Origin of the sequence: Staphylococcus sp. HMSC034G07, from assembly GCF_001835975.1 — a bacterium.
Lineage (GTDB): Bacteria > Bacillota > Bacilli > Staphylococcales > Staphylococcaceae > Staphylococcus > Staphylococcus ureilyticus.
This window is the reverse complement of sequence record NZ_KV826600.1, coordinates 77,665-102,003: the sequence shown is the minus strand read 5'-3', so window position 1 is coordinate 102,003 and position 24,339 is coordinate 77,665. Positions and strand designations below refer to the sequence as shown.

Below are 24,339 nucleotides of genomic sequence, written 5' to 3'. Positions count from 1 at the left end.
TTTTTTAGCAAATATATGTATTATTGGAAACTTGCTCCTATTAAGGCAAATCCAATGGATACAATGATGTATGCAATTGCCCAAATAATTGAAGCTTTTTTAGACAAACGATTCGTCGCAAAGAGCATAATGCCAAATACATATGCGCTGATTAGTGTTTGTAAGTTAAATGCGCCTAACATTTGGTTGCCTTTATCAAAGACATTTAAGCTTGCAATATTATAATCAGTAGGAGATAAACCAGCAATCCATTGGATTAATGCAACAATTAAACCTATGATGCCAGTAATTATAGTAAAACTTAATGTTGCAGAAAAGATAGGTTTTGCGGTTGCATCAGATTTCATTATTTTAGAAATAACTAAAAAGATTAAAAATGTAATACCAATACCAAAAATGCCACCAATTAAACCAGCGATGATGCCACCAATTAAACCAATCGTTTGCATATTACCCATATCTTGAGCACTTGCACCTGCATCTTGATAAATTTCATTGTAATCGATAGATAATGCGCTAACAGTTGTTGAGAGTGCAATGACTACGATTGCAATGATTAATTTGAGTCCCCATTTAGGTTGTTCGCGTAATTTTGAAAAATGTTGTGCGAATGGTAAGTTAGAATTTTCCATGAATCCCTTGCCCCCTATATATATTATTTTCCAAAGCATAACATTACCTACAATATTTTAAAACACTTTTAAGAAAAACTTTAAATAAAATTAAAAAAATAAAATCTTTTCGATTACTATTACTGATATTACAATATTGTTAGGTATATATTTATCAAAAAATATTGTATATAAAATAATGTTATGCATTATATTTTTTGTTGTGTGATTATGATAGTATCTAAAATGAATAATAATTTAAAGGAGTGTTTTAGCATTGAAGAAAAAGTGGATGTGGATTATCGGTGTTATTGTCGTTATCGTATTAATTGCAATTGCATTAATTTTAAGGCAAGCAAATAGTAGCTCAGATAAAAAGGATGGTTATGATACATATAAAGTGGAGAAAGAAAGTCCGCTCAATTTAGAAGGTAAAGCTTCACCTAAATCAGTTAAAACATATAATAATAACAGTCAATTGGGAACGTACGTAAGTACACAAGTTGATGATGGTCAATCAGTTAAACAAGGTGACCCACTCATCAATTATGAAATTAATAATAATAAACGCCAGCAGTTAGTTGATAAAGTGGACAACGCCAAAGATGAAAATGAAAGAGCGGAAGCACAACAACAACTTAACCAGTATGATCGTCAAGTGAACGACAGTATTTATGCTGCTTTTGACGGTAAAATTGATATTCAAAATAGAGAAAATGTCTCTGATGGAGAGCCTATTCTACAACTTGTTGCAGATGAACCACAAATCAAAGCAACAGTGACTGAATTTGATCTAGGAAAGATTAAAGAAGGCGACAAAGTAGACGTTAAAGTAACAAGTACTGGTAAAAAAGGTAAAGGTGAAATCAAGAAAATTTCAGAGTTGCCAAAAAGTTATGAAGAAAGTTTAAGTAAATCTGGAGGCGGAGCAGCAGCTAGTTCAGGTAGTGAAGAAGATGGTGGTGCTCAAGCTTCTAATCCAGTTTCGGACCCGAGCGGTGGCAGTGACTCAGATTCATCTAAATATACAATCGTCATTAGCGATATAGATATTCCTGTACGTGCAGGTTATTCTATGGAAGTTGAAGTGCCATTAGATGCAATCAAGTTACCAAAATCAGTGTTAACTAAAGACAATAATGTTTTTGTACTAGGTAAAAACAATAAAGTTGAAAAACGTGATATTAAAATTGATAAAGTCAACGGTGAAATATTTGTAAAAGAGGGTCTGAAAAAAGGTGACAAACTAATTAAAAACCCTAAAAAATCTATGAATGATGGAGACAAAGTTGAGGTGTCATCATGATAGAACTTGTAGATATCAATAGACATTTCAAAAACGGTGATGAAGAAAATCACATTTTGAAAGACATCAATATCAACATTAAAGAAGGAGAATTCATAGCAATTATGGGGCCTTCAGGTTCTGGTAAAAGTACACTCATCAACATATTAGGTTTTATTGACCGAGGTTATGAAGGCGATTATTTGTTTAATAGCGAGAATTATAAAAAAAGTTCAGATAACGAATTGGCAGAAATTAGAAATAAAACAGTAGGGTTTGTTTTCCAAAACTTTAAATTAATTCAAAACAATACGATATTGGAAAATGTAAGTATTCCTTTAGTTTATGCAGGACTGGGGTCTCAAGCACGTAAAGAAAAAGTGATCAATACATTACACGATGTGGGACTATATGATAAAGAAAATTTAGTACCTAACAAATTATCAGGAGGGCAACAACAACGTGTAGCCATTGCTCGTGCAATCATCAATAACCCGAAATTTATCATTGCTGACGAACCTACAGGGGCACTTGATTCAAAAACGTCTGAAGATATTATTGATTTGTTTATGAAATTAAATAAAGAACATCGCACAACGATGATTCTCGTAACACATGATCGCAAAGTAGCGGATAAAGCAGATCGTATTATTCATATACTAGATGGTCGTGTACAAAGAGAAGAGGTGGTTGAATGAAGAATTTATCGAACATCATCGCCATTTCATTCAAATCCATTTTAAAGAATAAGCGACGTAATATTTTTACTATGATTGGTATCATCATTGGTATTGCTGCTGTTATTACGATTATGTCGTTAGGTAATGGGTTTAAACAAACAGCGTCAGAGCAATTTGAAGATACAGGAGCAGGCAAAGATTCTGCTACAGTAAACTATATGACGAGTAGTGGTGAAGGTGCGAAAGATAATCCTTTTAGCCAGTCAGATTTGGATATTGCTAAACAAGTGAATGGTGTTACAGATGCAAAAATCAAAGAAAGTGACGATCAAGGTTATTCTGCAAAAATGACAAATGCCCAGAAAAAAGGCGACGTTAGTATTTTAAAGAAAAAAGAAATGACTAGCCCAGAAAAAGGCAAAGGTTTTAATGAAGATGATAATGAACTAAATAAAAAAGTTGTTACCGTTGATGACAAAATTGCCAAAGATGTATTCAATAATGAAGCTATAGGTAAAACATTATACATTGATAATCAAGGTTTCGAAGTTGTAGGCATTGTAAACGATGCGATGAACCCATCAGCTGTTCATATGCCTTCCAATACATTTAATAGGTATATGGGGCAGTTAACGCAAGATTTTCCATCACTTCAATTATCATTAGTAGATGGCGCTGATAAGAAAGAAGTCGCTGACAAAGTCGCTAAAGAATTGAATAAAAAAGGTTCAGGCGCAGGCGATGGAAACTATAGTTATACAGATATGGAAGAATTCATGAAAAATATCAACAAAGTATTTGATGGTATTACTTACTTTGTAGCTGCTGTTGCAGGTATTTCACTATTTATCGCTGGTATTGGAGTTATGAATGTGATGTACATTTCAGTTACTGAGCGTACAGAAGAAATTGCGATACGTCGTGCATTTGGTGCAAAAGCGCGAGACATTGAAGTCCAATTCTTGGTAGAAAGTGTTGTACTTTGTGTGATTGGCGGTATCATAGGTCTAATCATAGGCATACTTGTCGCAAGTCTAGTAGATGCAGTAACACCAGATTATATTAAGAGTGCGGTTAGTCTAAGCTCAGTGCTCATTGCTGTAGGTGTTTCTACATTGATCGGTATCGTATTTGGTTGGATTCCAGCGCGTTCAGCTGCGAAGAAAGAATTGATCGATATAATTAAGTAGTATTTAAAAAAGATATAAAAAGAGCCATTCGCTTTTATAAAAAGGTTTCGTCATTTTATGCGATACAAGTTGTCTACAAAAAGCATAAACATTTATAGCTCAAGTATAAATATGACATGCAAAAGGCTGGGACAAAAGAATAGTCTCAGTCTTTTATCCATTCATCCCTAGTTTTTCTCGATGCAGTAGGGGCTACAGTCATTTTAAATACATCAGATTTCAATCTTGATTCACTACTTGTTTTAAAAATATGTTCATACAGGAACAAAATTTATGTCTATCAGATGGAAACATGAAATTTACGAGATCTGCTAGTGTCGACTTTTGAGATGCTTTGCCATATAAATGTAATTATCAGTTAATGTTTCCAGTGATTGTGCATTTAGATATATATTTAATTAAAAATAATAAAAATAAATATTTTAAGGAAATGTATTGTGTAATCCAGCTAGGTGTATTATGTTAATTTAGAAAGTGAGTTCATGTAAAAGGTTAAGCTTTTATCAAAAAAGGGGGATTATTATGGAGTATTTGCTCAATGTACAAAATTTAAACAAGACTTACGTTGATTCAGATTTTAATTTAAATCAGATTAATCTATCGATTGAACCCAATACAGTGGTAGGGCTTGTTGGGAAAAACGGTTCTGGTAAATCTACGTTGATTAATACATTGGTGGGAAATAGATTTGCAGATGCTGGAGACATTCAATTTTTTGATACGCCAATTTCTCGTGATGATTATGCGTATAAAGAACATCTAGGCGTTGTATTTGATGACCTTCGACTGCCTAATAAACTTAATGCAAAACAAATTAGTAAAGTATTTTCTAATATTTATCGCACATGGGATGAACAGCATTTTTTTGAAATGCTGGAGAATTTTGAATTACCGAAAGAACGTCAGATTAAAACTTTTTCCCGTGGTATGAGCATGAAAATCTCAATATCTATTGCACTATCTCATGATAGTAAACTTTTAATTTTAGACGAGGCTACGGCAGGAATGGATGTTTCTGGACGTGAGGAAGTGTTAGAAATACTTGAAGATTTTGTTGATAAAGGTAATGGTATTTTAATTTCATCTCATATTTCGGAAGATATTGAGACGCTTGCAGATAAATTAGTATTTATGAAAAATGGGCGTATTTTATTACAAGAGCACAAAGATACATTATTAAATGATTATGGCATTGTTTCATTTGAAGAAGGAGAATTCGATGTTAATCACAGTAATGTTGTTGCGTATCGCATACATAAAGGTACAGGAAAAGCACTTGTAAATCAAAACAAAGATATAGATTTAGCACAGCCATTAAAAAATATTGATGATGCCACAAAAATATTAATGAGAGGAGAATTAGCATGAAAGGTTACTTAATGAGTTATTATTTTACAAATCAAAAATCAATTTACATATATTTATTGTTAAGTATTCCAATTTGTTTGTTTTTCTCTTTTACAAATCCAATAATGGCTAGTTTCATGCCTATGATATTTTTAGTATCACCAGCAACAGATAATTTAAAAAATGAAAAAGACTCAAAGTGGATGTATTTTGTTTCTACATTACCCTATAGCAGAAACACTTATGTGAGTAGTCATTTTGCATTTTATAGCTTATTAGCATTAACAGGTATGGTGGTATCACTTGTGATTAATGCAATTGTTGCGGGGAGTATAGTAAGTGGTGTGAATTCAGCGTTACTTGGTACAGGATTTATCGCGTTGTATTCGCTTATTTTCCCATTTACTTTTAAAATGGGGGCAGAAAAATCAAATGTCATATTTATGATTGTATCCATTATCGTAGTCATTTTATTCTTTATTTACTATTTTGTAGGTATGGCCATATTATCTGGGACAGGTAATCTTATAGAAGAAATAAGTAAAAACTTGTGGTACGGTGGTATTTTTGCAGTGATTGGCTTAATTGTTATGGCGCTTTCATTTATTGCTTCGAAACAAGCATTTAAGTATAAAGAGTTATAAACAACACGGCTTAACCTATTGTCTATCTTGACAAACACGAATAATCGTTATATCTTATTAATATTAAAAGTTAAAAATTTAGGCATACTTTTCTATGTTTTTCTACATAATTAAAGCTTTAGCAAGTTGTTAATAAAAGTATTGGCAAATTGAAAAAGTGAATAAATAGTGGTGAATATAAGGAATTGTACGTCTTACTGCATAAAATGTAGAATAAGCAAATTCTCAAATAAATGAATATATATAATAGGTAGCAAAGCAAAACACTCGTCATAAGTGCGTTGTAATGAAGCCGACAATGATAATAAGTCAGTATGGATTTATTATTAATTGTCGGCTTTTTTTCGTGGAAAATGTAATTTTAAATCAAGTGTTGTATTACTATTATAAATTTAAATGTCGTATTACAGAAGGTAAGGTGATTGATCATGATTGACGCGCATATTTTTCTAACATTATTATTTCTAACTTTAACTATTTCAATTTTAAGTAGTCTCTTTTTCTTAATAAAAAAAGTACCGCCTAAATATGCTCGAATACATATTTATATTGTAGCATTGCCAGCAATTGTAGCTAGCTTAGGTCTTATATTGTCACAGAAAAATATAGAGGTAGGTATATGGCGTTCTGACGTATTATCTTGGCTCATGGTTGGTTTTGTCCTCGTTATTGGTGTGATTATCCAACGTTACTGTATTCGTTATCTAGCTGGTGATAAGAGCTATAAAAAATACTTCACTTTATTTACTTTCACGACTACCTTTGCATCATTTGCTTGGTTAACTGCGGATATGAGAATGATGGTAATCAGTTGGGGATGTACACTATTAGGACTTACGATTTTAATCAGTTTAACAAGTGCCTGGAAAGTTACACGTGAGGCAGCAAAAGTTACAGGAAAATTATTCTTGTTAAGTTGGGTTGCGTTAATCAGTGCTGTTTTGTGGATTGGATTATCGACAGGTGAATGGCATTATTCTGTAGCCTTAAATGAAGCACATCTATCCATGATTAGTGGTTTGGCACAATTTGGCATTAATTTACTCATTGTACTAGCTGTTATGATTCCAGCGGCACAATGGCCGTTTCAACGTTGGTTAATTGAATCTGTAGCAGCACCTACACCGGTTTCTGCGATTATGCATGCTGGTATCGTTAATGCTGGTGGTATTATGTTAACCAGATTTTCAGGTATCTTTAGCGGCGATATCGCATCTATTGTTTTATTAATTTTCGCAAGTATTTCAGTATTACTCGGTGCAGGTATTAGTTTAGTCCATGTGGATTATAAAAGATTATTGGTCGGTTCTACAATAGGCCAAATGGGCTTCATGCTAATTCAATGTGCATTAGGTGCATATATTCCTGCGATCATTCACTTGATTTTACATGGCTTATTTAAAGCGACTTTGTTTCTACGTTCTGGGTCGGCAGTGCGTCATTTTAGTGTCCCGAGTCGTGCAAATGAAAGAATGTCTTATGTATGGATAGTCAGTGGTCGTATTTTAGCGTTTCTAATTGGATTAGGTTTTTGGTTGAGTGCACCAGAAGAAAGTTATCGTCTGGTAAGTGGTCTCATCTTAGCATGGTCCTTATCTGTCTCGTGGACACAGTTGGTAGCTTTTGGTGAAGGTAATTTCGGGCGTGTCATGGGTATGTCGATACTCATTGTTGTTGGTGCAGTTTATTTTGTGGTACATCATTATTTTTCAGATGCATTACATACTTTGACAATTCATAGCGTGCAGCCACCCGCTTTTATCGTTATTGCCGTAGCATTCATTTTATTGCTCGGTAGCTTAATTAGTACGTGGGTAGCACGTCACCGATCTTCTGTCGTATTTTCAATTTTGTATATGTGGATAGTTCGTTTAGGAGATGCAAAAATTGAAACGGTTGAACGTCATCCTAATTATTTAAAATCTTATTTGTCAAAAGGAGGACACTAAAATGGGGAAACATAAAGCAGTGACAAACCAAAGTCAACATAAAGATAATATCGATCAAATAATTGCTAAAGCGAGCCGAGTTATCGTTCCTTTATCACCTATTTCTGTGTTTGCCGCAAGAAACCCTTGGTCAAATTTAGAACAGAATGAATTTCAAGATGTGGCGCAATGGTTAACAAATGTCCGTGACGTAGATATCTATCCTACAATGCATATGTTTGAACAAGCATATCAACGTGATGAAATTGATAAAGATATGATTGAATTTAAGTTACAAACATGGCTAAATCAATCGATGTTCTCGATAGATAGACAATTTGCTGAAAGATATGCTAGAGCAATGTTAGATTTGTCTAATATTGTAGACGTAACGCGTTATTCTGAAAACAAAAAACAAGTGAATCAACACAATGAAACAATAAATTTAGATGATGAAACTCATACAGTGCCATTAGTGAGCACCTATCTTATGGATAAAGATGGTAGACGATTGATAGATATTGTAGATTATCACGTTATTAAATGGTGCAAATTATATTTAGATGATGCACAATCCGGATGGACGATGCCTAACAGAGAAAAAGGTCTATTCTTTGCATGGCAACGTTTGGCACAACATGATCCAGCATTGACCAAGCAACAACGCGCACGGTTGAAAACACTGCCAAGTCAAGCTGAAGCGCTCATTCATATGGTCCTACAAAAGTTAGACATTGCTGAAGCACAGTATCAAACATATTTGGAAAATCATTTGCTATCGTTACCTGGATGGGCTGGTATGATGCTATGGCAAGATGAACAAACGTCTAATGATGATCAAATGTTATTGTCATATTTAGCTATTCGTCTTGGTATAGAATGGGCAATTGTTGAGCCATATTTACCCGTGAATTTACCAGAAAATTCAATAACATATGAATACGATGAATTAGCAGAGCATTGGCTTGATATTGGAATATTTACCAGTGAACAATGGCAACAATTATCTGAATCCGAAAAAAATGCTTATATAAATTTTGCATTACAATTTGAAAAACATGGTCGCAGACAAATTTTATTAACGGCTTGGGAAGCAACATATGAGCATCAATTAGAAGCGACCGTGACCACAAACCAAGATAATGAGCAAGAAAGCCAAAAGCCACAAGTACAAATGGCATTTTGTATAGATGTACGCTCGGAACCTTTTCGTCGACAAATAGAAGCGGCTGGTGCATTTGAGACAATCGGTGTTGCTGGGTTTTTTGGACTTCCCATTGTCAAAGAAGAGCTGGGACAATCCTACAGTCACCCATCTTTACCTGTGATGAATCAACCGCAACATAAAATTAAAGAATACACGCATGAGCAAGAACCTACATCTTTTCGCCAGCATCAACACATACTCAAATCGATAACGTATACATTTAAAAAGATGAAACAAAATGCTTTACCGAGCTTACTTTTACCAGAACTAAGTGGACCTTGGTTAACGCTTCAAATGTTTTCAAGAAGTTTCGCACCGAGACCTATCGGTAAATTGATACGAAAATTTTATGATGGTTGGTTACAAAAACCGAATGATACAACGTTATCATTAGATCATTGCAATATTAATGAAGAAGGTATACCAGTTGGTTTTACAAATGAAGAAAAAGTGGACTATGTCCAACAAGCGTTGCGTTTAATGGGTTTGGAATTAGAGTTTGCCCCATTAATCGTATTGTGTGGACACGGCAGTCAAAGTGCGAATAATCCTTATGCTTCTTCACTTGATTGTGGTGCATGTGGTGGTGCAGCCAGTGGTTTTAACGCGAAGGTATTAGCACAGCTTTGTAACTCGACTGAAGTTAGAACGGCATTAAATGAGCGAGGTATTGTCATTCCAGAAGACACTATCTTTGCGGCAGCGGAGCACCAAACATCTACAGATGAATTAAAATGGATATACGTACCAACAATGTCAAAAGCTGGACAAAATGCTTTAAATCAAATTCAAGCCGCAATGCCTGACATTACTTATCGCGCAAATGAACAACGATTGAAAGCATTACCAGACAATCACATCTTAAAACAAGACCCAATCAAAGAAGTGCATCGCTTAACAAATGATTGGAGCGAGATTAGACCAGAATGGGGCTTAGCGAGAAACGCTTCATTTATTATAGGTTCACGTGATTTAACAAAAAATAGCGACTTAAAAGGGCGTGCCTTTTTACACAATTATGATTGGAAACAAGATGATGATGGGAGCCTTTTAGCGAATATCATTAGTGGTCCAGCCACCGTGGCACAATGGATTAATCTACAGTATTATGCCTCAACTGTTGCACCTCATTATTATGGTAGCGGTAGTAAAACAACGCAGACTATTACGGCAGGTATAGGCGTTATGCAAGGTAATGCGAGCGATTTGTTGACGGGTCTACCTTGGCAATCTGTAATGTCGGCAGACAATAAAATGTATCATTCTCCGATTAGACTACTCATCGTCGTGCATGCGCCCAATGCTTATATTAAACAGCTATTAAATGAGCAACACGATTTTTATCAAAAGGTGCACAATGGTTGGCTTAAATTGGCAAGTATTGATGAATTTGGTGATTGGCAACATTGGTCAGTTGATTAACTTAAAAAACGTTTTTCTGATTTCTTAAAGGACAGAAGAAGTAAGCGATAGTTATATTATTTTCTGGGTAATTGCACATAACTATGGAGAAAAGTATATAAAAATGATAATGTTAGCATTATTAAATAATACGACAATTAATTTTGATTCTATGGGAGATGCATTCGACATGAAAACAACTAAAGGTACCTATGAGTCTGAAATCAGCAAAGCAATTACACAATGGGAAAAAGACTTCCTTGGTCGTGGTTCACTGTCTGTGAAAACTGATATTTTGCGTGATATGATTATTGTTAGTTTGCAGGGTGTGTTAACACAAGCTGAATATAAAGTTTGTGAGACACATGAAGGATTATTAACAATTAAACGCACCAGATCTAAGCTTGTAGAATCTGGTATAGAGGCACTTGATGAAATTGTTTTTTCAGTTACTGGTGAAGCAGTCAAAGGCTTTCATACTGATTTGAGTTCTAAAACAGGTGAACGTGTTATGATATTTAAACTATACGATAATCTTGAGAAAAAAATAGCCGAATAAAGAAAATGATTGATGAAAGTGATGACTAAAAACTGAAAAATCCTTTATTTCAAGGTGTATTTATAGTAATATGACTTACTGAGAAATAGAGAATCATAATTTTAAATTATGGTTCTTTTTCTTTTGTCTTTTTTAAATTACATAATTTAAATTTAATTAAACATGAAAATTATATAAACTATATTTAAAAATTGATAGTATAAAGAGAGTAATGATAGTATGATGGTTTCTGATTATTATCCTATAAGTTGTAGTATGCTTTCTATGTAAATGAAATCAAATATATACTTCAAATGATCTGTGTAATTGTTTTACAAATTTAAAATTTAGTCGGAAGTTGGATGTGTTTAACAGTTTAAATAATTATAATAAAATGAGAAGAGTCTTTGACTAAGGGAGGAAATATGATTGGATCAAATAAAAAGTATTATGTATTCCTTAATAGAACCTTTAACTAAACCGGAAACATATCAAACGCTACTTTCAAATCTCATTATGATTGTGATATATATCATTGTAGCGTGGATAGTATTGCGTTTTATTAATAAAGGAATAGAGCAATTTTTCAAAATACAAAATAAAGGCAAAAAAGCGAATAAAAAACGTTCAGCAACATTAATATCATTAGTTCAAAACATCGTATCGTATGTGGTATGGTTTATAGTGTTAACAACCATTTTAAGCAAGTTTGGTATCAGTGTTGAAGGTATTATCGCAAGTGCTGGGGTTGTTGGTTTAGCAGTTGGTTTTGGTGCACAAACCGTTGTTAAAGATATTATCACTGGTTTCTTCATTATATTCGAAAATCAATTTGATGTAGGAGATTATGTTAAAATAAATAACGGTGGTACAACTGTTGCAGAAGGTACAGTTAAAGTCATAGGTTTAAGATCGACAAAAATAAATACAATTACAGGTGAATTAACGACATTACCAAACGGCAGTATGGGTGAGATTACAAATTATTCAGTGACCAATGGTGAAGCAATTGTCGAAATACCAGTTTCGGTAGAGGAAGATATTGATCAAGTAGAAAATGTACTCACAGACTATTTTCAATCTATACAAACAAATTATTATTTGTTTATCTCTACACCACAAGTCGTTGGTATCAATTCAATCAGTCGAGATGAAATTGTATTGAGTGTGTCTGCTGAAACAATACCAGGTGAGGGTGCTTCCGGAGCGCGTATTTTAAGAAAAGAGATATTGAAATTGTTTAAGCAAAAAGAGATTAAAACACCTAAGCCGATGATGTTACAATATGACCCTAATCAACAAAATAACGCTTAAATATTCGGAGGAGTGACAGAATGACATCAAATTACGGTTTAAATGACATTGTAGAGATGAAAAAGCAACACGCCTGTGGTACGAATCGCTTTAAAATCATTCGTGTAGGCGCAGATATCCGAATAAAATGTGAAAATTGTCAAAGAAGCATTATGATTCCACGACAAACGTTTAATAAAAAAATGAAAAAAATATTAGTATCTCATCAAGATACGGAAAAATAAGGAGAATGAATAAATGGCTCTAACAGCAGGTATCGTTGGGCTTCCAAACGTAGGGAAGTCAACACTTTTCAATGCAATTACTAAAGCGGGTGCGCTCGCAGCGAATTATCCATTCGCAACGATTGACCCTAACGTGGGGATTGTCGAAGTTCCAGATAGTAGATTAGATGTATTGACAGATATGGTACAACCCAAAAAAACAATCCCAACAACTTTTGAGTTTACTGATATTGCCGGTATTGTTAAAGGGGCTTCAAAAGGTGAAGGATTAGGAAATAAATTCTTATCACATATTCGTGAAGTTGATGCGATTTGCCAAGTCGTACGTGCGTTTGATGATGATAATGTGACGCATGTTTCTGGTCGCGTTAATCCTATTGATGATATTGAAGTTATCAATATGGAACTTGTATTGGCAGATTTGGAATCAGTTGAGAAACGTCTACCAAAATTAGAAAAAATGGCAAGACAAAAAGATAAAGATGCTGTTAACGAAGTTCGTATTTTATCAAGAATTAAAGAAGCTTTAGAAGAAGGTAATCCAGTAAGAAGTTTAGATTTTACGGAAGAAGACCAAAAATATGTAAACCAAGCACAATTATTAACATCTAAAGAAATGTTATATATTGCTAATGTCGGAGAAGACGAAATTGGCGATGAAGATAATGAAAAAGTTCAAGCTATTCGTGAATATGCTGATAAGGAAAGTTCGGAAGTCATTGTCATCAGTGCTAAAATTGAAGAAGAAATTGCTACATTGGATGATGATGATAGAGCAATGTTCTTAGAAGATTTAGGCATTGAAGAGCCCGGTTTAGATCGTTTAATTCGCACAACTTATGACTTATTAGGTTTGGCAACATACTTTACAGCAGGTGTACAAGAAGTACGTGCTTGGACATTCATAAAAGGTATGACAGCACCGCAATGTGCAGGGATTATTCATACTGACTTTGAACGTGGTTTCATACGTGCAGAAGTAACGAGCTACGATGATTATGTAGAATTTAATGGTGAAAATGGTGCTAAAGAAGCTGGAAAACAAAGATTAGAAGGTAAAGAATACATTATGAAAGATGGAGACATCGTTCACTTTAGATTTAATGTATAAAATAAAAGCTTACGTGTTACTTAATATGGTAACACGTAAGCTTTTTTCAGAAATTTGGAAAGTAAGTATGCCGAGAGTCTTGAATGTTCATTTTGTTCATAGAAATTTTTCCGTTAAATTTAATTGGCATAAGGTTAAAATTTTAACTATATATACTTCTTAATCCTTGATGTATGAATAAATACAAACGGTGATACGAATATTGGTTAAAGGTAAAAGTGACATGACATTAGTTGTACTAGGTTTTACTTATCAAAATAGCATTATGAATGCTGCGATGAAAAACTTAAGATGTAAACCATGATGTGTCTACACCAGGTCCCGTATAATTTGCATCGACATTTTGGTTTAATTCAGGTGAAGCATAGCTATCTGTATATTGCCATAACACATGTTCTTGTGTTGGTTGCTCTTGGTTATAGTTAGCGAGCCAATAACCATCATATTGTCCCACTGATTCTGAAGCATGTTCTTTCATAAAGTTTTCATATGAATAAAATAAGATTTTTTTATCTCCAGCAAGGCTACGCATTTTGTCATACCAGGCAGTTGTACTTTCATCAGCGGTACCCGATGTCACAGTATTTTCTTCAAAATCATTGATATAAAAACTGGCTTTAGGTGCACGATTGTATAAAGTTTGCGCTTCATATCTGGCATCATCAGGATTTTCGTACATACTATAAGAATAAACGCCAAAGTCCAAGTTATACTTATCTAATAAATTTGAGTTATGTTCTAATGTTGCATCGACTTTTTCAGAACCATATTGTGCACGAATAATAATGAAATCATAATTTGCTTTTAAATCTTTGACTTGTTGTGCTGAAAGCTTACCTTGCCATTCGGAAATATCTAAGACCCTTTCACCAGTAGCGGTTGTATTGGCGTTTGAACGAAAGGCACTTTCTTGAGTTTCATTATTTTTTTCTTCAGGGTGTTTTTCAATATACTTTTGATAGCCATATCCCATGGTTCCTTTTTCGCTTGCTGTATTTTCAGTTGCATGTACAGTATTAAATGTTATTGTAGTTGCAAATAGGACACTCATGGACAGCAATCCTTTTTTAATAACTGAAGTCATATAAATCTCCTTTGATTAATTTTGAATTATGTAACCATGTCCTTTGATTTTAATGATATAAATCAAGAACGTATATGATATGCTATTAGAATTAAAATGATTTATCAAGTTTATCTGAAATAACTTTTAAATTTATTTATAATCATTTAAAAAGGAATATAATATTTTATGAGTTAGATGGAATGTCGCGTGAATTTCCAAGTTGTAGGATGCTGAGGTAATGAAATGTTTCATATGAAACATGAGATAAAAATGTCATTTTGAACGTCTGATAATCATTGTAAAATGTAAAGCTCTGTGCTATAATTCTTGATTGTGAGTAATGAAAATTATTCCTTGCTTACCACAAAGATGGTGAGCCGCATAGACCACAAGGAGGTGCAATTATAAAATGAGAACATATGAAGTTATGTACATCGTTCGTCCGAACATTGAAGAAGATGCTAAAAAAGCTGTTGTTGAACGTTTCAACGGTATCTTAGCTTCTCACGGATCAGAGGTTTTAGAAACTAAAGATTGGGGCAAACGTCGTTTAGCTTATGAAATTAATGATTTCAGTGAAGGTTACTACAACATCGTACGTATCCAAACTGAAGACAATGAAGCGACTGACGAATTCCAACGTTTAGCTAAAATCACAGACGATATCATCCGTTATATCGTAATTCGTGAAGACGAAGATAAGACAAGAAAATAATAAATGGGGGTCGTTTAAATGATAAATAGAGTTGTTTTAGTCGGTCGTTTAACGAAAGATCCAGAATATAGAACAACACCCTCAGGCGTGAGTGTTGCGACTTTTACTCTAGCAGTAAATCGTACGTTTACAAATGCGCAAGGGGAACGCGAAGCTGATTTCATTAACTGCGTTGTTTTTAGAAAACAAGCAGAAAATGTAAATAACTACTTATTCAAAGGTAGTCTAGCTGGCGTTGACGGTCGCATTCAATCACGTAGCTACGAAAACCAAGAAGGTCGTCGTATATTTGTAACTGAAGTTGTCTGTGATAGCGTTCAATTCCTTGAACCTAAAAACCAAAATCAGCGTCATGCTCAAGAAGGAAATAATAATTTCCAAAATTTTGGTGGACAACAATCCGGACAAAATACGTCTTCTTATCAAAACAATAACAACAATAATCCATCAAACAATAATCAATCAGATAACCCATTTGCAAATGCAAACGGCCCTATTGATATTAGTGATGATGATTTACCATTCTAATTATAATGAACGTATAAAACTAAAAAAATTTTAAAAGGAGGCAGTTACCATGGCAGGTGGACCAAGAAGAGGCGGACGTCGTCGTAAAAAAGTTTGTTATTTCACAGCAAACGGAATTACACACATCGACTATAAAGATACAGAATTATTAAAACGTTTTATCTCAGAACGCGGTAAAATTTTACCACGTCGTGTAACAGGTACTTCAGCTAAATATCAACGTATGTTGACTTTAGCTATTAAACGTGCACGTCATATGGCATTATTACCATATGTTAAAGAAGAACAATAATAGATATTGTATCTGAAAACCCCGTAGGCATACACCTACGGGGTTATTTTTGTGTGTTGTGAATTGGAAAAGTTCGCAAAAAATTCGCAGAGTGTGAAAAATTAAATGATAAATAGTTGTGAGATTACCTATCTAAAAAGTTTTTTAACTTTAACGTTTTGTAATCCACACTTTGAAGAGATTATTCTATAACTATTTGTAGAAAAGTCAACTTTATGTTCATCTAAAATGTCAGTTATTGATGTTATTAAATTATTATACTCCTCTTTACTTAGATAAAATCTTAGTACAAAGAGCAAGCAAAATATATCCCCCTTTGAAAGTTCGTCATTAGTTACATTAATTTGATTTTCTCTATTATAAGCAGTAATGTATTTAGATATGTTTGGAGGACCTATTTGTAAGTCGTATAAGCGTTCCTCATGAGCGCATGCATTTCTATAAGTTTTGATAAAATGAATTAAAGTAAGTAAATCTTTCTTTGAGAGTTGAATATGACTATTTCTTTCAGATATATATCTTTCAGAGAATATATTAGCAATATCTTCAGACAAGTCTTCGTCTAATGACTTGTAAAAATAGTATATATTACCAATAGATAAATAATTCACCAAAACCCATAAAGGTACCTCTTGGTGATGTTTCAAATAATGTTCAACTGAATTTAATTTATTCTTCGAAAACGCTTCTTTTTTTATGTTCTTTTTAATAACGCCACTTAGGCTTGCAATTACTGATACTTTATCAATTATTTTATCATCAGCAGATGAATAATTTTGAATATCTAGATATGAATTTGATTCTGGAAATTTTTCACTGAATTTGTAAGAAATAGCAGATTTTAAATGTGTTTCAATTAATAATAAGTATTCGAGTATCAGAGACCTAAGACGTCTATCCATTGCGTACAAAGAATATATTTCATCAAAAGTTTTATCATCTTCAAAATGTTCTGGGTCAAGATTGGAATTATGAGAATCTTTTTTTAGAAAAGGATCTTTATAGCCATTAATTATATTATAGTAGTTTTCTTTTTCAAGAATTCTCATCACTTTTGAACCTTCTGTATTTTTGTCAATGTTTAAACCGCGTTTTCTGAGTTTTTTAATTTGTTGTCTATGTGTTTGGAATGGTTTCAATATTAATAACCTCTTTAATAGTAAAATAGCTCAATATCTTGTGGAAAGATATTGAGCCGAGTATATGCGAAAAGCTATCCTAAACGAATAGCCATCTGTACGTTAATATCATTATAATACAAAGTTGTTATGAAAGGAAGTTTTTTCTATTAATTTTTAGTTCCCAATTTCTTCAAGTTTATTCATCATATCTTTAGCCATCTGATTTGTAACAAAGGTGTATATCTCTAAAGTTGTTTTATAATCACTGTGACCAACTCTCTATATTGTATAGCTTTTAGGTTTATTCCTAACTGTGCAAGTGTAGATATATGTGTATGACGTAATGTGTGTGTTGTGACACGCTTGCTAATTGAACTAATGTCAGTAGCTTCTTTAATTATATTGTTCACCTTATTTAAGTCAATAGAGCTACAAGCAGTATTAGTAAATATATAACCTCTATCAATGAATTTATCATTCCACTGATTCTCTTTTTTATTTTCCAACATAAGTGTTTTTAATTAAATTAATACTTTGAGTTGTGAGTCCAATTGTTCTGTAATTCTTACTTGTTTTAGTGGTTTCTTTAACTCCAAATGCACCCGTTTCCGCATCAGTAAACCATTTAATTGTGCCATCATTTTCTAATGTTTTATTATCAATGTCTATATTGTCTGTCTTGATTGCTAGGAGTTCGCTAATACGCATACTGTTGTTAATTTGAAATTCTACTAATGCCTTAACTATTTCATAGTTACGCTTGCGCGTAGCGTGACTCTTATGCATAATTAGATAGTAAAAGCATTCAAGTAACTCTTTTACTTCACTATCTTCTAAATAGTATTTACGTTTAGCTTGTAATTCATCTTTAATTTCCCTTTATTATAATATTATTCCTTTTTATAATCATCTATAGGCACGCTATTTTTTTACTTGTTTTTGCTATCCGTTCTTAAAGTAAGTACTTGTTGTAAAACCATATTATAAAAAACGAATGTTACTTATTGGCTTAATGAAATCTTTTATGAATTATATATTTGATCTTTCGTTCAATAACAACATTAAGTTACCTGTAGCTCTACAGTCATTCAATGCATCGTGAGAAACTCCATCATCAAGATTGAAGTGTTCTTTTAATGTGACAAGTTTATGATTTGGTGTTTCGTTAATATATTTTCTAGAAAACTTCAAAGTATCAATGACTCTAAATTTATTATGATCAATATTGTATTTATAGAAATTATAGAGCAGAAACCTCATATCAAATGAAGCGTTGTGAGCAACAATGGTCTTGTTCGCAATGTACGCATGTAATTCTTCTAATAATTCTTTATTTAAACTAGGTTTGTCTTCTAAAAATTCGTTAGTGATACCAGTAATTTTTGTAATTCTTTTGCTAATTGGTTTGCTTGGTTTAAAGAATTGAGATTTTTCTTTAATTAATTTACCACCTTTAAACTCTTCTATACCATATTGTATAATCTCATTTTCATCATATTTCAGTCCAGTTGTTTCAAAATCTAAGACTACAAAAGAATCTGTTAGCGTTCTTGCTTTAGTATAATTAAAATCTAATAATTTTGATGTAAGCTGTTCTGATTCGTTGGAAATATTTTTGTCTGCTAATGCTTCACTATGAATAGTTGGTTTTATTTTTGTTAATTTACTATATTTTGAATTTTTTAATTTGAATTTTGGTTTAGTATCGAACTCAGATTTGGTAACATTTGTAGATGGTAGGTTAGAATGAAAATTTTCGTGATTTTGTTGCTTCTTTTTGTAATTACTAGCATTAGAGTGTTTGTTATTTGTTGAAATAGTATTGTCAGAAGCGTTGTTTTTTGTTTTTGTTATAGAGTGCATTTTATGTAAGCGATAAGATCTTAAAAAACATAGTATTGACAAAGTGGAAAATACAATAATCATTAATACATCTATCCACGCATCTTTTGGTTTATCTTCAATAACTACTAATACCCCCCCTAAAACTAAAAATAATAATAAAACGCCTATTATTAAGTAAATAATTTTCTTCATTCCACATTTCTCCTTCACTGTGTATTATTAATCTAATCCTATAATCAGTATTATTGCTATTTAATTAAAATTTCACTATGCATCCTACAATCTTAAAATAGGACGTTCGTGTGAAAAGACACGTAGTAAATGGTTAATCCTTATTCTTTTTTCTCATCGGCTTTCTTATCCTTGCGTCTAAACATCTTACTCAATAACTTTGATGTTTCCTGTTCAAATATGCTTACTATAGCTACAATTATATCTATTATTTTGATTATGATTCCTATAAGTATATCCATAATAACGCTCCTTTATGTAAGTAATGGGTACGATTTATTGGATTTTTGTTTGATCATTGAATTTTAAAATCCATAAAATTGAAGAGGTCAACAAAACTTTTCTAGCATTTTGTTAATTTACGAGCTAATGCACTAAAATGGAGCATCTGTCTATTATTAGAATATGGCTAGATAACCAAAACACAAAAAGTCTGATTGCATTAGTAAAAAAAATAATAATTGACAATATCAAAAAATGTAAAAGCGCAAGTTTATCAAAATACCATTCCCAAAAAGTTGGTATTTATAGAAATATCTTGTTTAATCAGTAATAAGGTTTTAAAGTAACTTATTTAAAATAACTTAAGTAGATTGCAATAATAACGAAAATTACAGCAATAATACTATGCACCAATAAATTCCAATAGAATAACTTTTTAGTCATCGGTTTGAAGTTATTACGTTTTACCCGTCTATTATTTTCCCAACGATATATAGATGCCCAAAAGTAAGCGTATACAGGTATAACAATGATTCCTAATATTATCGCAACAGGTAAGCTCATTATTAATCACCTTTTTGTATAAGAATAGCATGGAAACAATTAATTGTTAACAATATATATAATGAATGTTAATTCTTGGAATTATATTGTGTGATAATACTGTTTAATGATTATAGTATTAGAGTTTTTATAAATTTTGGTGATTTATTGTTCATGTACAAAGAAAACTAAATTTTAAAGGGGTAAATAATAAGTGCATATACAAAATGTAAGTTAAATAATACTGATAAGGTTATTCCAATATACCGCTCTTTTTTGTGAAGTTATGTTCAATTGAATGCAAATATTGGGATATATTGTCTGAGTGATTCCATTTTAATCATAAGTGTTGAGAAATGAGAAAATTTTTAAATATATATAGATATGATTACACCCGGCAGAACTGTTGTTGGGTTCTGCAATTTGACATTTACACAATTTTAATCTTAATATTTTTTATTGTGATATACTTTTATTGGAATGTATTTATATAGTAATTCAGGGGGATTGTATAAAAGGAGATTTAACATTGAATAAGCAAATTAAAAAACTAGTAACTACTAGTGTAGCTACTGAGATTTTATCTGGTCCTGTATATTTTACTATTGATTTTAGTAAAGCGAATGCTGAAACTAGAAATGAAATAGATAAAGAAATGAATCAAAGAAAAGAGATTGGTGATGCACTCTTAAAAGAGATTGATAATAGTAAAAGTGATTTTAAAGATTCGGCAGTTGCTGACAGGCTAAAAGGCCAAGTGAAAAATTATAGAGATGGTGTAGCTGAAAGAGGAAAAGCCACAATGACTGCAAAAGCAGGAGCCCAAGCAATTAGAGCTACTGTAAATAAAGTCGGTGAAAAGGTATGGAATAAATTGGTAAAGAAAATAGAAAATACAACAGGTACTAAACTCGTTATGTTCCATTATCAAAGTATCAATAAATTTTGTGATATTTTAACAGGTTTTGAAGGCAACTTAGCAGATGGTATAGCGAATGGGTTAACCAATAATTTCGGTTTTAATAAACAATTTGCATATGTTGTTGCTAGAGCATTTATAGCAATTGTTTTGTAGGTTTTACATATGAGTAATAATAAAAAAATTTATCTAATATTTTTAGTAATAACATTTATAATTTATATTTCTTTGCCAATTATTTTTGATGATAATTCTTTTAACATACGTTTATTTGCCATATTCCCATTATTATTTTTTGGTGCATTTTTATTTTCTTCTAACTCTAATAATAAAAAGTAATGATTTTATTCAATATTCTTTGTACTAAGGCAATTTAATATAAAAGGGAAGTAGATATTATTCCTAAATCTCAACAAATAATATTAGCCATTTTGCTATTCTTTATGAGTTTTAATTTTTTGTTACCTATAATAGGTGCAATTTTTAAAATTGAAATTTTAGAGTTTGGTTCAATTTTTGTAAAGATACTTGATAGTATAACTTTATTAATTGCAATCACCTTTGTATATAGACAAATTAAACGTAAAGGTTTTTAAATAAAAGTATGTAACCCACTACCTCTGAATTGAGGAGTGGGTTTAAGAATACGATCCTTTTGGTATTAATCGTTGATATTAATTGTATTAATAATATCTTCATGAGTTAAATCTATTAAATCAATAAACTTAAATACTGTATCTTTATAATTTTGATGTAAAAATTGATATCTTTTAACTTCTTCTGAAAACTCATCTTTTCCATTGAAGTTTTGTATTATATGTTGAGGTTGTACTAATTGTATTGATAACTCTAAAGACACCATTCCTTGTCCATTAATATTATTATAAGTTTTTTTAAGTTCTGGGAAATAATTTATGTTTTTATTAATTTCTTTTTCTACTAATTTACTACCTTGTTCTAGAGAAAGAATTTTAGATTCAGTTTTTTCAAATTCTTCATTTGATATAGTACAATTAGGCAATTTAGATTTAAATAAACTGTTGTATATTTCAAAAACGGCATTTGTGTAACGAATTTTTTCGATTATTTGATCTTGCAAAATTTCAATTCTTTCTAGTTTGTTGGTTATTAAATAGTTATATGTTTCTAGTTTAATTCTTCGATTGAATTCAACTTTATCTTTTTCTCTTTCCGAGTGTAATTCTTTTGATAATTTTTTGAAAGAAAAAAATTGGTTTATCATAGCGACAACTCCACCAGAAATTATCCCACTAGTTAATGTTAAGAGAGTATTATCCAAATTATTGCTCCTTTACAATTTTTTTAAGTATATATCAAAAAAGTAATAAAGTGTATTATGAAAAAATGTATTTTATTTAAATATAAGAACAGACTTGCTTCTAAAGAAATTCAATGTTGTTCGCAAAAAGTTCGCAAAGTTGCGAAATAGTGTGAATGTTCATGGACTTTCAATATAAAAACATAGACTATAAAATGGCTTAATAACAGTATTTAGAACATTAATGATTATTCATGAAAAGTAGCATATAAAAGAAGAACAATAATAGATATTGTATCTGAAAACTCCGTAGGCATATACCTACGGGGTTATTTTTGTGCGTTTTATATTTTTGGAAAGGGCATTAAACTTTGCTCAAGGGTAAGAAATTACTAATTTTAAATAAGTGTATTTTAAGTGTTTTAAGTGAACTTTCTATAATTTCATTATTGTTGAAGTTTGCGTAGTGATGATTTAGATTAATCGTCATCATCTAATAAATTTATAACATTTACAATGATTTCTCTTGTATCAACATTAAACGAGACATCATTTCCATAACTTAGTGATTTAACTTTTATAGTATCATTTTCCAATTTTAAATATAGGGCAACGTGTTGATAGTTTTCTAAAATAACTAGTGTATCTTCGTCGTTGACTATATTATATGATCCTTTGCCATTAATTGTAACTGTCCAATTATTGAATTCCATGATACCCATCTCCTTTTATATACTATGTTTCTTTTTCTAATCCTAAAATAACCATTAACACAACTGAAATGAGCATGAATGGTACAAAAATAGATGTTATTAAAAATCCGCCAATCACGATTAGGTAAAATTCATCAATTTTATATTTGCCAAATTGCATAATATCACTTCTCATAAAGTTATATTACTTCTTGTTATAATCATCTATCGTAACGCCATCTTTTTCTATTTTTTTCGTACTAGCCCGTATTAATAAAATTGCATTACCCATAAAGAGTACTGCTAATATTAATGAAGTGATAAATCCACTAATATTTGTATAATTAAAAATTATGAGTGTTATCATTAAAATGATATTAATTGTATGGTGTATAGCCATTCTCTTATTCACTTTCTTCACCCCTCAGGTATTGATTCTCTATTTTTAAAATTTGGATTCAAAAATTTGTAATGAACTACCCAGTATTATTGTATTTTGACTCGAAATCCATGAGTGCAATAGTATAATTTTTCCACCATGAATCTTTTTGATAATATTCTAAAAGTACTTTTAATTCCATAATACTATATGTAACTGTGCAATCTGCAAATATCAAAGGATAAGATAGTGTATGTCCTTCATACCAAAAACCCATATCATCAATTAATCTATTCAAATTATGTCAACTCCTAGAATACTTTGGGGGTGTTGCTATTTATTCGTATATCTTTGATGTATTTAAGTATCATATTGCTTAAATCATATATATGATTTAAAAATTTTTATTTTTTTGATGAATACAACATATGCTTTATAAAAAGTATGTTAGCATTGAAATAATATTATAACAAAAAGGGGTAATTATATGTGGAATAATATTGAGATAATTGTTTCATTTATTATATTTGTAGGTGCGCTTATATTTGCTGTTTATTCATTTTACAATAATTCTATTACAGTTGGCGTTGGTGCTTTAATTGCGGCTACAGTAAATATCTATTACATGATTAAGGCATTAAGAGCTAAAAGAGAAGATAATTACTAAGTGTAGATAGTGTATTAAAGAAATATAGAGACATTTGGATAATTCAGCACATTATTAATAAATTAACTCAAGATATAAATTTATGTAAATACGAGTGAAATATTTTTCTAAAAGTATTAGTTCAACAGGAGTGAGAAATTTGAGAAATAATATGGATATGAGTTTTATGATTGCTAATTTTATGAATATAATTTTAGTATTATTATTTGCTTTTGGTACATTCAATCATCTTAATGTTTTTCTTACCGTGATTTTTGCAATAATAACTGTTTTAAATGCAGGCTTTTTGCTTTATAAAAGTATTGAAATTTCAAAGAAAAGTAACCGTTAAAAGGCTTAACTAAAGTGCTTTCTACCTTT

General features: G+C 31.5%; 27 protein-coding genes and 1 pseudogene. 17 read left to right on the top strand and 11 right to left on the bottom strand.

Annotation, left to right across the window (positions count from 1 at the left end):
* Window positions 1-20: 20 nt before the first annotated feature.
* Complete coding sequence (locus tag HMPREF2586_RS04960; RefSeq protein WP_070657290.1) at window positions 21-632, bottom strand: YIP1 family protein; 612 nt, start codon at window positions 630-632, stop codon at window positions 21-23.
* A 256-nt stretch (window positions 633-888) separates the two neighbouring features.
* On the opposite strand from HMPREF2586_RS04960, the gene HMPREF2586_RS04955 reads away from it, so the two are divergent.
* From HMPREF2586_RS04955 to ychF, 11 genes are all read left to right on the top strand, one after another.
* Window positions 889-1,917, top strand: a complete 1,029-nt coding sequence (locus HMPREF2586_RS04955) for an efflux RND transporter periplasmic adaptor subunit (protein ID WP_046207102.1) — start codon at window positions 889-891, stop codon at window positions 1,915-1,917.
* Window positions 1,914-2,594, top strand: a complete 681-nt coding sequence (locus HMPREF2586_RS04950; protein ID WP_046207101.1) for an ABC transporter ATP-binding protein — start codon at window positions 1,914-1,916, stop codon at window positions 2,592-2,594. The genes HMPREF2586_RS04955 and HMPREF2586_RS04950 overlap by 4 nt, the downstream gene beginning before the upstream one ends.
* The gene (locus tag HMPREF2586_RS04945) at window positions 2,591-3,766 is read left to right on the top strand and encodes an ABC transporter permease (RefSeq protein WP_046207100.1); all 1,176 of its coding nucleotides are present in this window, start codon (window positions 2,591-2,593) and stop codon (window positions 3,764-3,766) included. Before HMPREF2586_RS04950 ends, HMPREF2586_RS04945 begins: the two co-directional genes overlap by 4 nt.
* 522 nt (window positions 3,767-4,288) lie before the next feature.
* Entirely contained in the window at window positions 4,289-5,134 is an 846-nt protein-coding gene (locus HMPREF2586_RS04940; protein WP_064209663.1) for an ABC transporter ATP-binding protein, read from the top strand.
* Complete coding sequence (locus tag HMPREF2586_RS04935; protein WP_046207098.1) at window positions 5,131-5,757, top strand: ABC-2 transporter permease; 627 nt, start codon at window positions 5,131-5,133, stop codon at window positions 5,755-5,757. Before HMPREF2586_RS04940 ends, HMPREF2586_RS04935 begins: the two co-directional genes overlap by 4 nt.
* Before the next feature lie 428 nt (window positions 5,758-6,185).
* Window positions 6,186-7,706, top strand: a complete 1,521-nt coding sequence (locus HMPREF2586_RS04930; RefSeq protein ID WP_070038412.1) for an NADH dehydrogenase subunit 5 — start codon at window positions 6,186-6,188, stop codon at window positions 7,704-7,706.
* A gap of 1 nt (window position 7,707) precedes the next feature.
* Window positions 7,708-10,314 carry a DUF2309 domain-containing protein gene (locus HMPREF2586_RS04925; protein ID WP_070657293.1) on the top strand — a complete coding sequence of 869 codons (2,607 nt, stop codon included), beginning with the start codon at window positions 7,708-7,710 and terminating at the stop codon, window positions 10,312-10,314.
* 169 nt (window positions 10,315-10,483) lie between these two features.
* Complete coding sequence (locus HMPREF2586_RS04920) at window positions 10,484-10,852, top strand: Na-translocating system protein MpsC family protein (protein WP_046207547.1); 369 nt, start codon at window positions 10,484-10,486, stop codon at window positions 10,850-10,852.
* A 408-nt stretch (window positions 10,853-11,260) separates the two neighbouring features.
* On the top strand, window positions 11,261-12,145 hold the full coding sequence (locus HMPREF2586_RS04915; RefSeq protein ID WP_046207095.1) for a mechanosensitive ion channel family protein: 885 nt from the start codon (window positions 11,261-11,263) through the stop codon (window positions 12,143-12,145).
* A gap of 20 nt (window positions 12,146-12,165) precedes the next feature.
* The gene (locus HMPREF2586_RS04910) at window positions 12,166-12,369 is read left to right on the top strand and encodes a DUF951 domain-containing protein (protein ID WP_046207094.1); all 204 of its coding nucleotides are present in this window, start codon (window positions 12,166-12,168) and stop codon (window positions 12,367-12,369) included.
* Window positions 12,370-12,382: 13 nt separating this feature from the next.
* Entirely contained in the window at window positions 12,383-13,480 is a 1,098-nt protein-coding gene (gene ychF, locus HMPREF2586_RS04905; RefSeq protein WP_070657296.1) for a redox-regulated ATPase YchF, read from the top strand.
* A 286-nt stretch (window positions 13,481-13,766) separates the two neighbouring features.
* Here the strand turns inward: ychF and HMPREF2586_RS04900 are convergent, their stop codons facing one another.
* Window positions 13,767-14,564 (bottom strand): GH25 family lysozyme, encoded by a 798-nt coding sequence (locus tag HMPREF2586_RS04900; RefSeq protein ID WP_070657299.1) that lies wholly within the window; start codon window positions 14,562-14,564, stop codon window positions 13,767-13,769.
* Window positions 14,565-14,955: 391 nt separating this feature from the next.
* On the opposite strand from HMPREF2586_RS04900, the gene rpsF reads away from it, so the two are divergent.
* The 3 genes from rpsF to rpsR are packed head-to-tail and all read left to right on the top strand — an operon-like array spanning window position 14,956 to window position 16,081.
* On the top strand, window positions 14,956-15,261 hold the full coding sequence (gene rpsF, locus HMPREF2586_RS04895; RefSeq protein WP_019469843.1) for a 30S ribosomal protein S6: 306 nt from the start codon (window positions 14,956-14,958) through the stop codon (window positions 15,259-15,261).
* Window positions 15,262-15,279: 18 nt separating this feature from the next.
* The gene (gene ssb / locus HMPREF2586_RS04890; RefSeq protein WP_046207091.1) at window positions 15,280-15,789 is read left to right on the top strand and encodes a single-stranded DNA-binding protein; all 510 of its coding nucleotides are present in this window, start codon (window positions 15,280-15,282) and stop codon (window positions 15,787-15,789) included.
* 49 nt (window positions 15,790-15,838) lie between these two features.
* Entirely contained in the window at window positions 15,839-16,081 is a 243-nt protein-coding gene (rpsR, locus tag HMPREF2586_RS04885) for a 30S ribosomal protein S18 (protein ID WP_042737618.1), read from the top strand.
* Window positions 16,082-16,209: 128 nt separating this feature from the next.
* Here the strand turns inward: rpsR and HMPREF2586_RS04880 are convergent, their stop codons facing one another.
* The 4 genes and pseudogenes from HMPREF2586_RS04880 to HMPREF2586_RS04865 form a co-directional block, all read right to left on the bottom strand.
* Window positions 16,210-17,220, bottom strand: coding sequence for an Abi family protein (locus HMPREF2586_RS04880; RefSeq protein WP_064209657.1), 1,011 nt, complete (start codon window positions 17,218-17,220; stop codon window positions 16,210-16,212).
* Between the two features lie 156 nt (window positions 17,221-17,376).
* Window positions 17,377-18,072: pseudogene (locus HMPREF2586_RS04875) on the bottom strand (tyrosine-type recombinase/integrase); the annotation flags it as partial.
* A 159-nt stretch (window positions 18,073-18,231) separates the two neighbouring features.
* The gene (locus HMPREF2586_RS04870; protein WP_070812654.1) at window positions 18,232-19,239 is read right to left on the bottom strand and encodes a 3'-5' exonuclease; all 1,008 of its coding nucleotides are present in this window, start codon (window positions 19,237-19,239) and stop codon (window positions 18,232-18,234) included.
* Between the two features lie 609 nt (window positions 19,240-19,848).
* Complete coding sequence (locus HMPREF2586_RS04865) at window positions 19,849-20,064, bottom strand: hypothetical protein (protein ID WP_064209655.1); 216 nt, start codon at window positions 20,062-20,064, stop codon at window positions 19,849-19,851.
* 508 nt (window positions 20,065-20,572) lie between these two features.
* On the opposite strand from HMPREF2586_RS04865, the gene HMPREF2586_RS04860 reads away from it, so the two are divergent.
* Window positions 20,573-21,118 carry a hypothetical protein gene (locus HMPREF2586_RS04860; protein WP_064209654.1) on the top strand — a complete coding sequence of 182 codons (546 nt, stop codon included), beginning with the start codon at window positions 20,573-20,575 and terminating at the stop codon, window positions 21,116-21,118.
* 505 nt (window positions 21,119-21,623) lie between these two features.
* Here the strand turns inward: HMPREF2586_RS04860 and HMPREF2586_RS04850 are convergent.
* From HMPREF2586_RS04850 to HMPREF2586_RS04835, 5 genes are all read right to left on the bottom strand, one after another.
* Window positions 21,624-22,262 carry a hypothetical protein gene (locus tag HMPREF2586_RS04850; protein ID WP_070038397.1) on the bottom strand — a complete coding sequence of 213 codons (639 nt, stop codon included), beginning with the start codon at window positions 22,260-22,262 and terminating at the stop codon, window positions 21,624-21,626.
* A 458-nt stretch (window positions 22,263-22,720) separates the two neighbouring features.
* On the bottom strand, window positions 22,721-22,954 hold the full coding sequence (locus tag HMPREF2586_RS04845) for a hypothetical protein (protein ID WP_070658176.1): 234 nt from the start codon (window positions 22,952-22,954) through the stop codon (window positions 22,721-22,723).
* A gap of 22 nt (window positions 22,955-22,976) precedes the next feature.
* A complete protein-coding gene (locus HMPREF2586_RS12835) occupies window positions 22,977-23,129 on the bottom strand; it encodes a hypothetical protein (RefSeq protein WP_155392284.1) in 153 nt (50 codons plus the stop codon).
* A gap of 9 nt (window positions 23,130-23,138) precedes the next feature.
* Window positions 23,139-23,345, bottom strand: coding sequence for a hypothetical protein (locus HMPREF2586_RS04840; RefSeq protein WP_070658179.1), 207 nt, complete (start codon window positions 23,343-23,345; stop codon window positions 23,139-23,141).
* Between the two features lie 64 nt (window positions 23,346-23,409).
* Window positions 23,410-23,610, bottom strand: a complete 201-nt coding sequence (locus tag HMPREF2586_RS04835) for a hypothetical protein (protein ID WP_070658180.1) — start codon at window positions 23,608-23,610, stop codon at window positions 23,410-23,412.
* 189 nt (window positions 23,611-23,799) lie between these two features.
* Between HMPREF2586_RS04835 and HMPREF2586_RS04830 the strand changes: the two genes are divergently transcribed.
* Together HMPREF2586_RS04830 and HMPREF2586_RS04825 are read left to right on the top strand one after the other, a co-directional pair.
* Window positions 23,800-23,979, top strand: a complete 180-nt coding sequence (locus HMPREF2586_RS04830; RefSeq protein WP_070658181.1) for a hypothetical protein — start codon at window positions 23,800-23,802, stop codon at window positions 23,977-23,979.
* A 139-nt stretch (window positions 23,980-24,118) separates the two neighbouring features.
* Complete coding sequence (locus HMPREF2586_RS04825) at window positions 24,119-24,310, top strand: hypothetical protein (RefSeq protein WP_052722062.1); 192 nt, start codon at window positions 24,119-24,121, stop codon at window positions 24,308-24,310.
* The last annotated feature ends 29 nt before the right edge of the window (window positions 24,311-24,339 follow it).

Bases quoted from the DNA above. Each gene is read 5' to 3' on its own strand.
- HMPREF2586_RS04960 (WP_070657290.1), bottom strand. From the start codon at position 632: ATGGAAAATTCTAACTTACCATTCGCACAACATTTTTCAAAATTACGC.
- HMPREF2586_RS04950 (WP_046207101.1), top strand. From the start codon at position 1,914: ATGATAGAACTTGTAGATATCAATAGACATTTCAAAAACGGTGATGAA.
- HMPREF2586_RS04945 (WP_046207100.1), top strand. From the start codon at position 2,591: ATGAAGAATTTATCGAACATCATCGCCATTTCATTCAAATCCATTTTA.
- HMPREF2586_RS04940 (WP_064209663.1), top strand. From the start codon at position 4,289: ATGGAGTATTTGCTCAATGTACAAAATTTAAACAAGACTTACGTTGAT.
- HMPREF2586_RS04935 (WP_046207098.1), top strand. From the start codon at position 5,131: ATGAAAGGTTACTTAATGAGTTATTATTTTACAAATCAAAAATCAATT.
- HMPREF2586_RS04930 (WP_070038412.1), top strand. From the start codon at position 6,186: ATGATTGACGCGCATATTTTTCTAACATTATTATTTCTAACTTTAACT.
- HMPREF2586_RS04925 (WP_070657293.1), top strand. From the start codon at position 7,708: ATGGGGAAACATAAAGCAGTGACAAACCAAAGTCAACATAAAGATAAT.
- HMPREF2586_RS04920 (WP_046207547.1), top strand. From the start codon at position 10,484: ATGAAAACAACTAAAGGTACCTATGAGTCTGAAATCAGCAAAGCAATT.
- HMPREF2586_RS04910 (WP_046207094.1), top strand. From the start codon at position 12,166: ATGACATCAAATTACGGTTTAAATGACATTGTAGAGATGAAAAAGCAA.
- ychF (WP_070657296.1), top strand. From the start codon at position 12,383: ATGGCTCTAACAGCAGGTATCGTTGGGCTTCCAAACGTAGGGAAGTCA.
- HMPREF2586_RS04900 (WP_070657299.1), bottom strand. From the start codon at position 14,564: ATGACTTCAGTTATTAAAAAAGGATTGCTGTCCATGAGTGTCCTATTT.
- rpsF (WP_019469843.1), top strand. From the start codon at position 14,956: ATGAGAACATATGAAGTTATGTACATCGTTCGTCCGAACATTGAAGAA.
- ssb (WP_046207091.1), top strand. From the start codon at position 15,280: ATGATAAATAGAGTTGTTTTAGTCGGTCGTTTAACGAAAGATCCAGAA.
- rpsR (WP_042737618.1), top strand. From the start codon at position 15,839: ATGGCAGGTGGACCAAGAAGAGGCGGACGTCGTCGTAAAAAAGTTTGT.
- HMPREF2586_RS04870 (WP_070812654.1), bottom strand. From the start codon at position 19,239: ATGAAGAAAATTATTTACTTAATAATAGGCGTTTTATTATTATTTTTA.
- HMPREF2586_RS04865 (WP_064209655.1), bottom strand. From the start codon at position 20,064: ATGAGCTTACCTGTTGCGATAATATTAGGAATCATTGTTATACCTGTA.
- HMPREF2586_RS04845 (WP_070658176.1), bottom strand. From the start codon at position 22,954: ATGGAATTCAATAATTGGACAGTTACAATTAATGGCAAAGGATCATAT.
- HMPREF2586_RS12835 (WP_155392284.1), bottom strand. From the start codon at position 23,129: ATGAGAAGTGATATTATGCAATTTGGCAAATATAAAATTGATGAATTT.
- HMPREF2586_RS04830 (WP_070658181.1), top strand. From the start codon at position 23,800: ATGTGGAATAATATTGAGATAATTGTTTCATTTATTATATTTGTAGGT.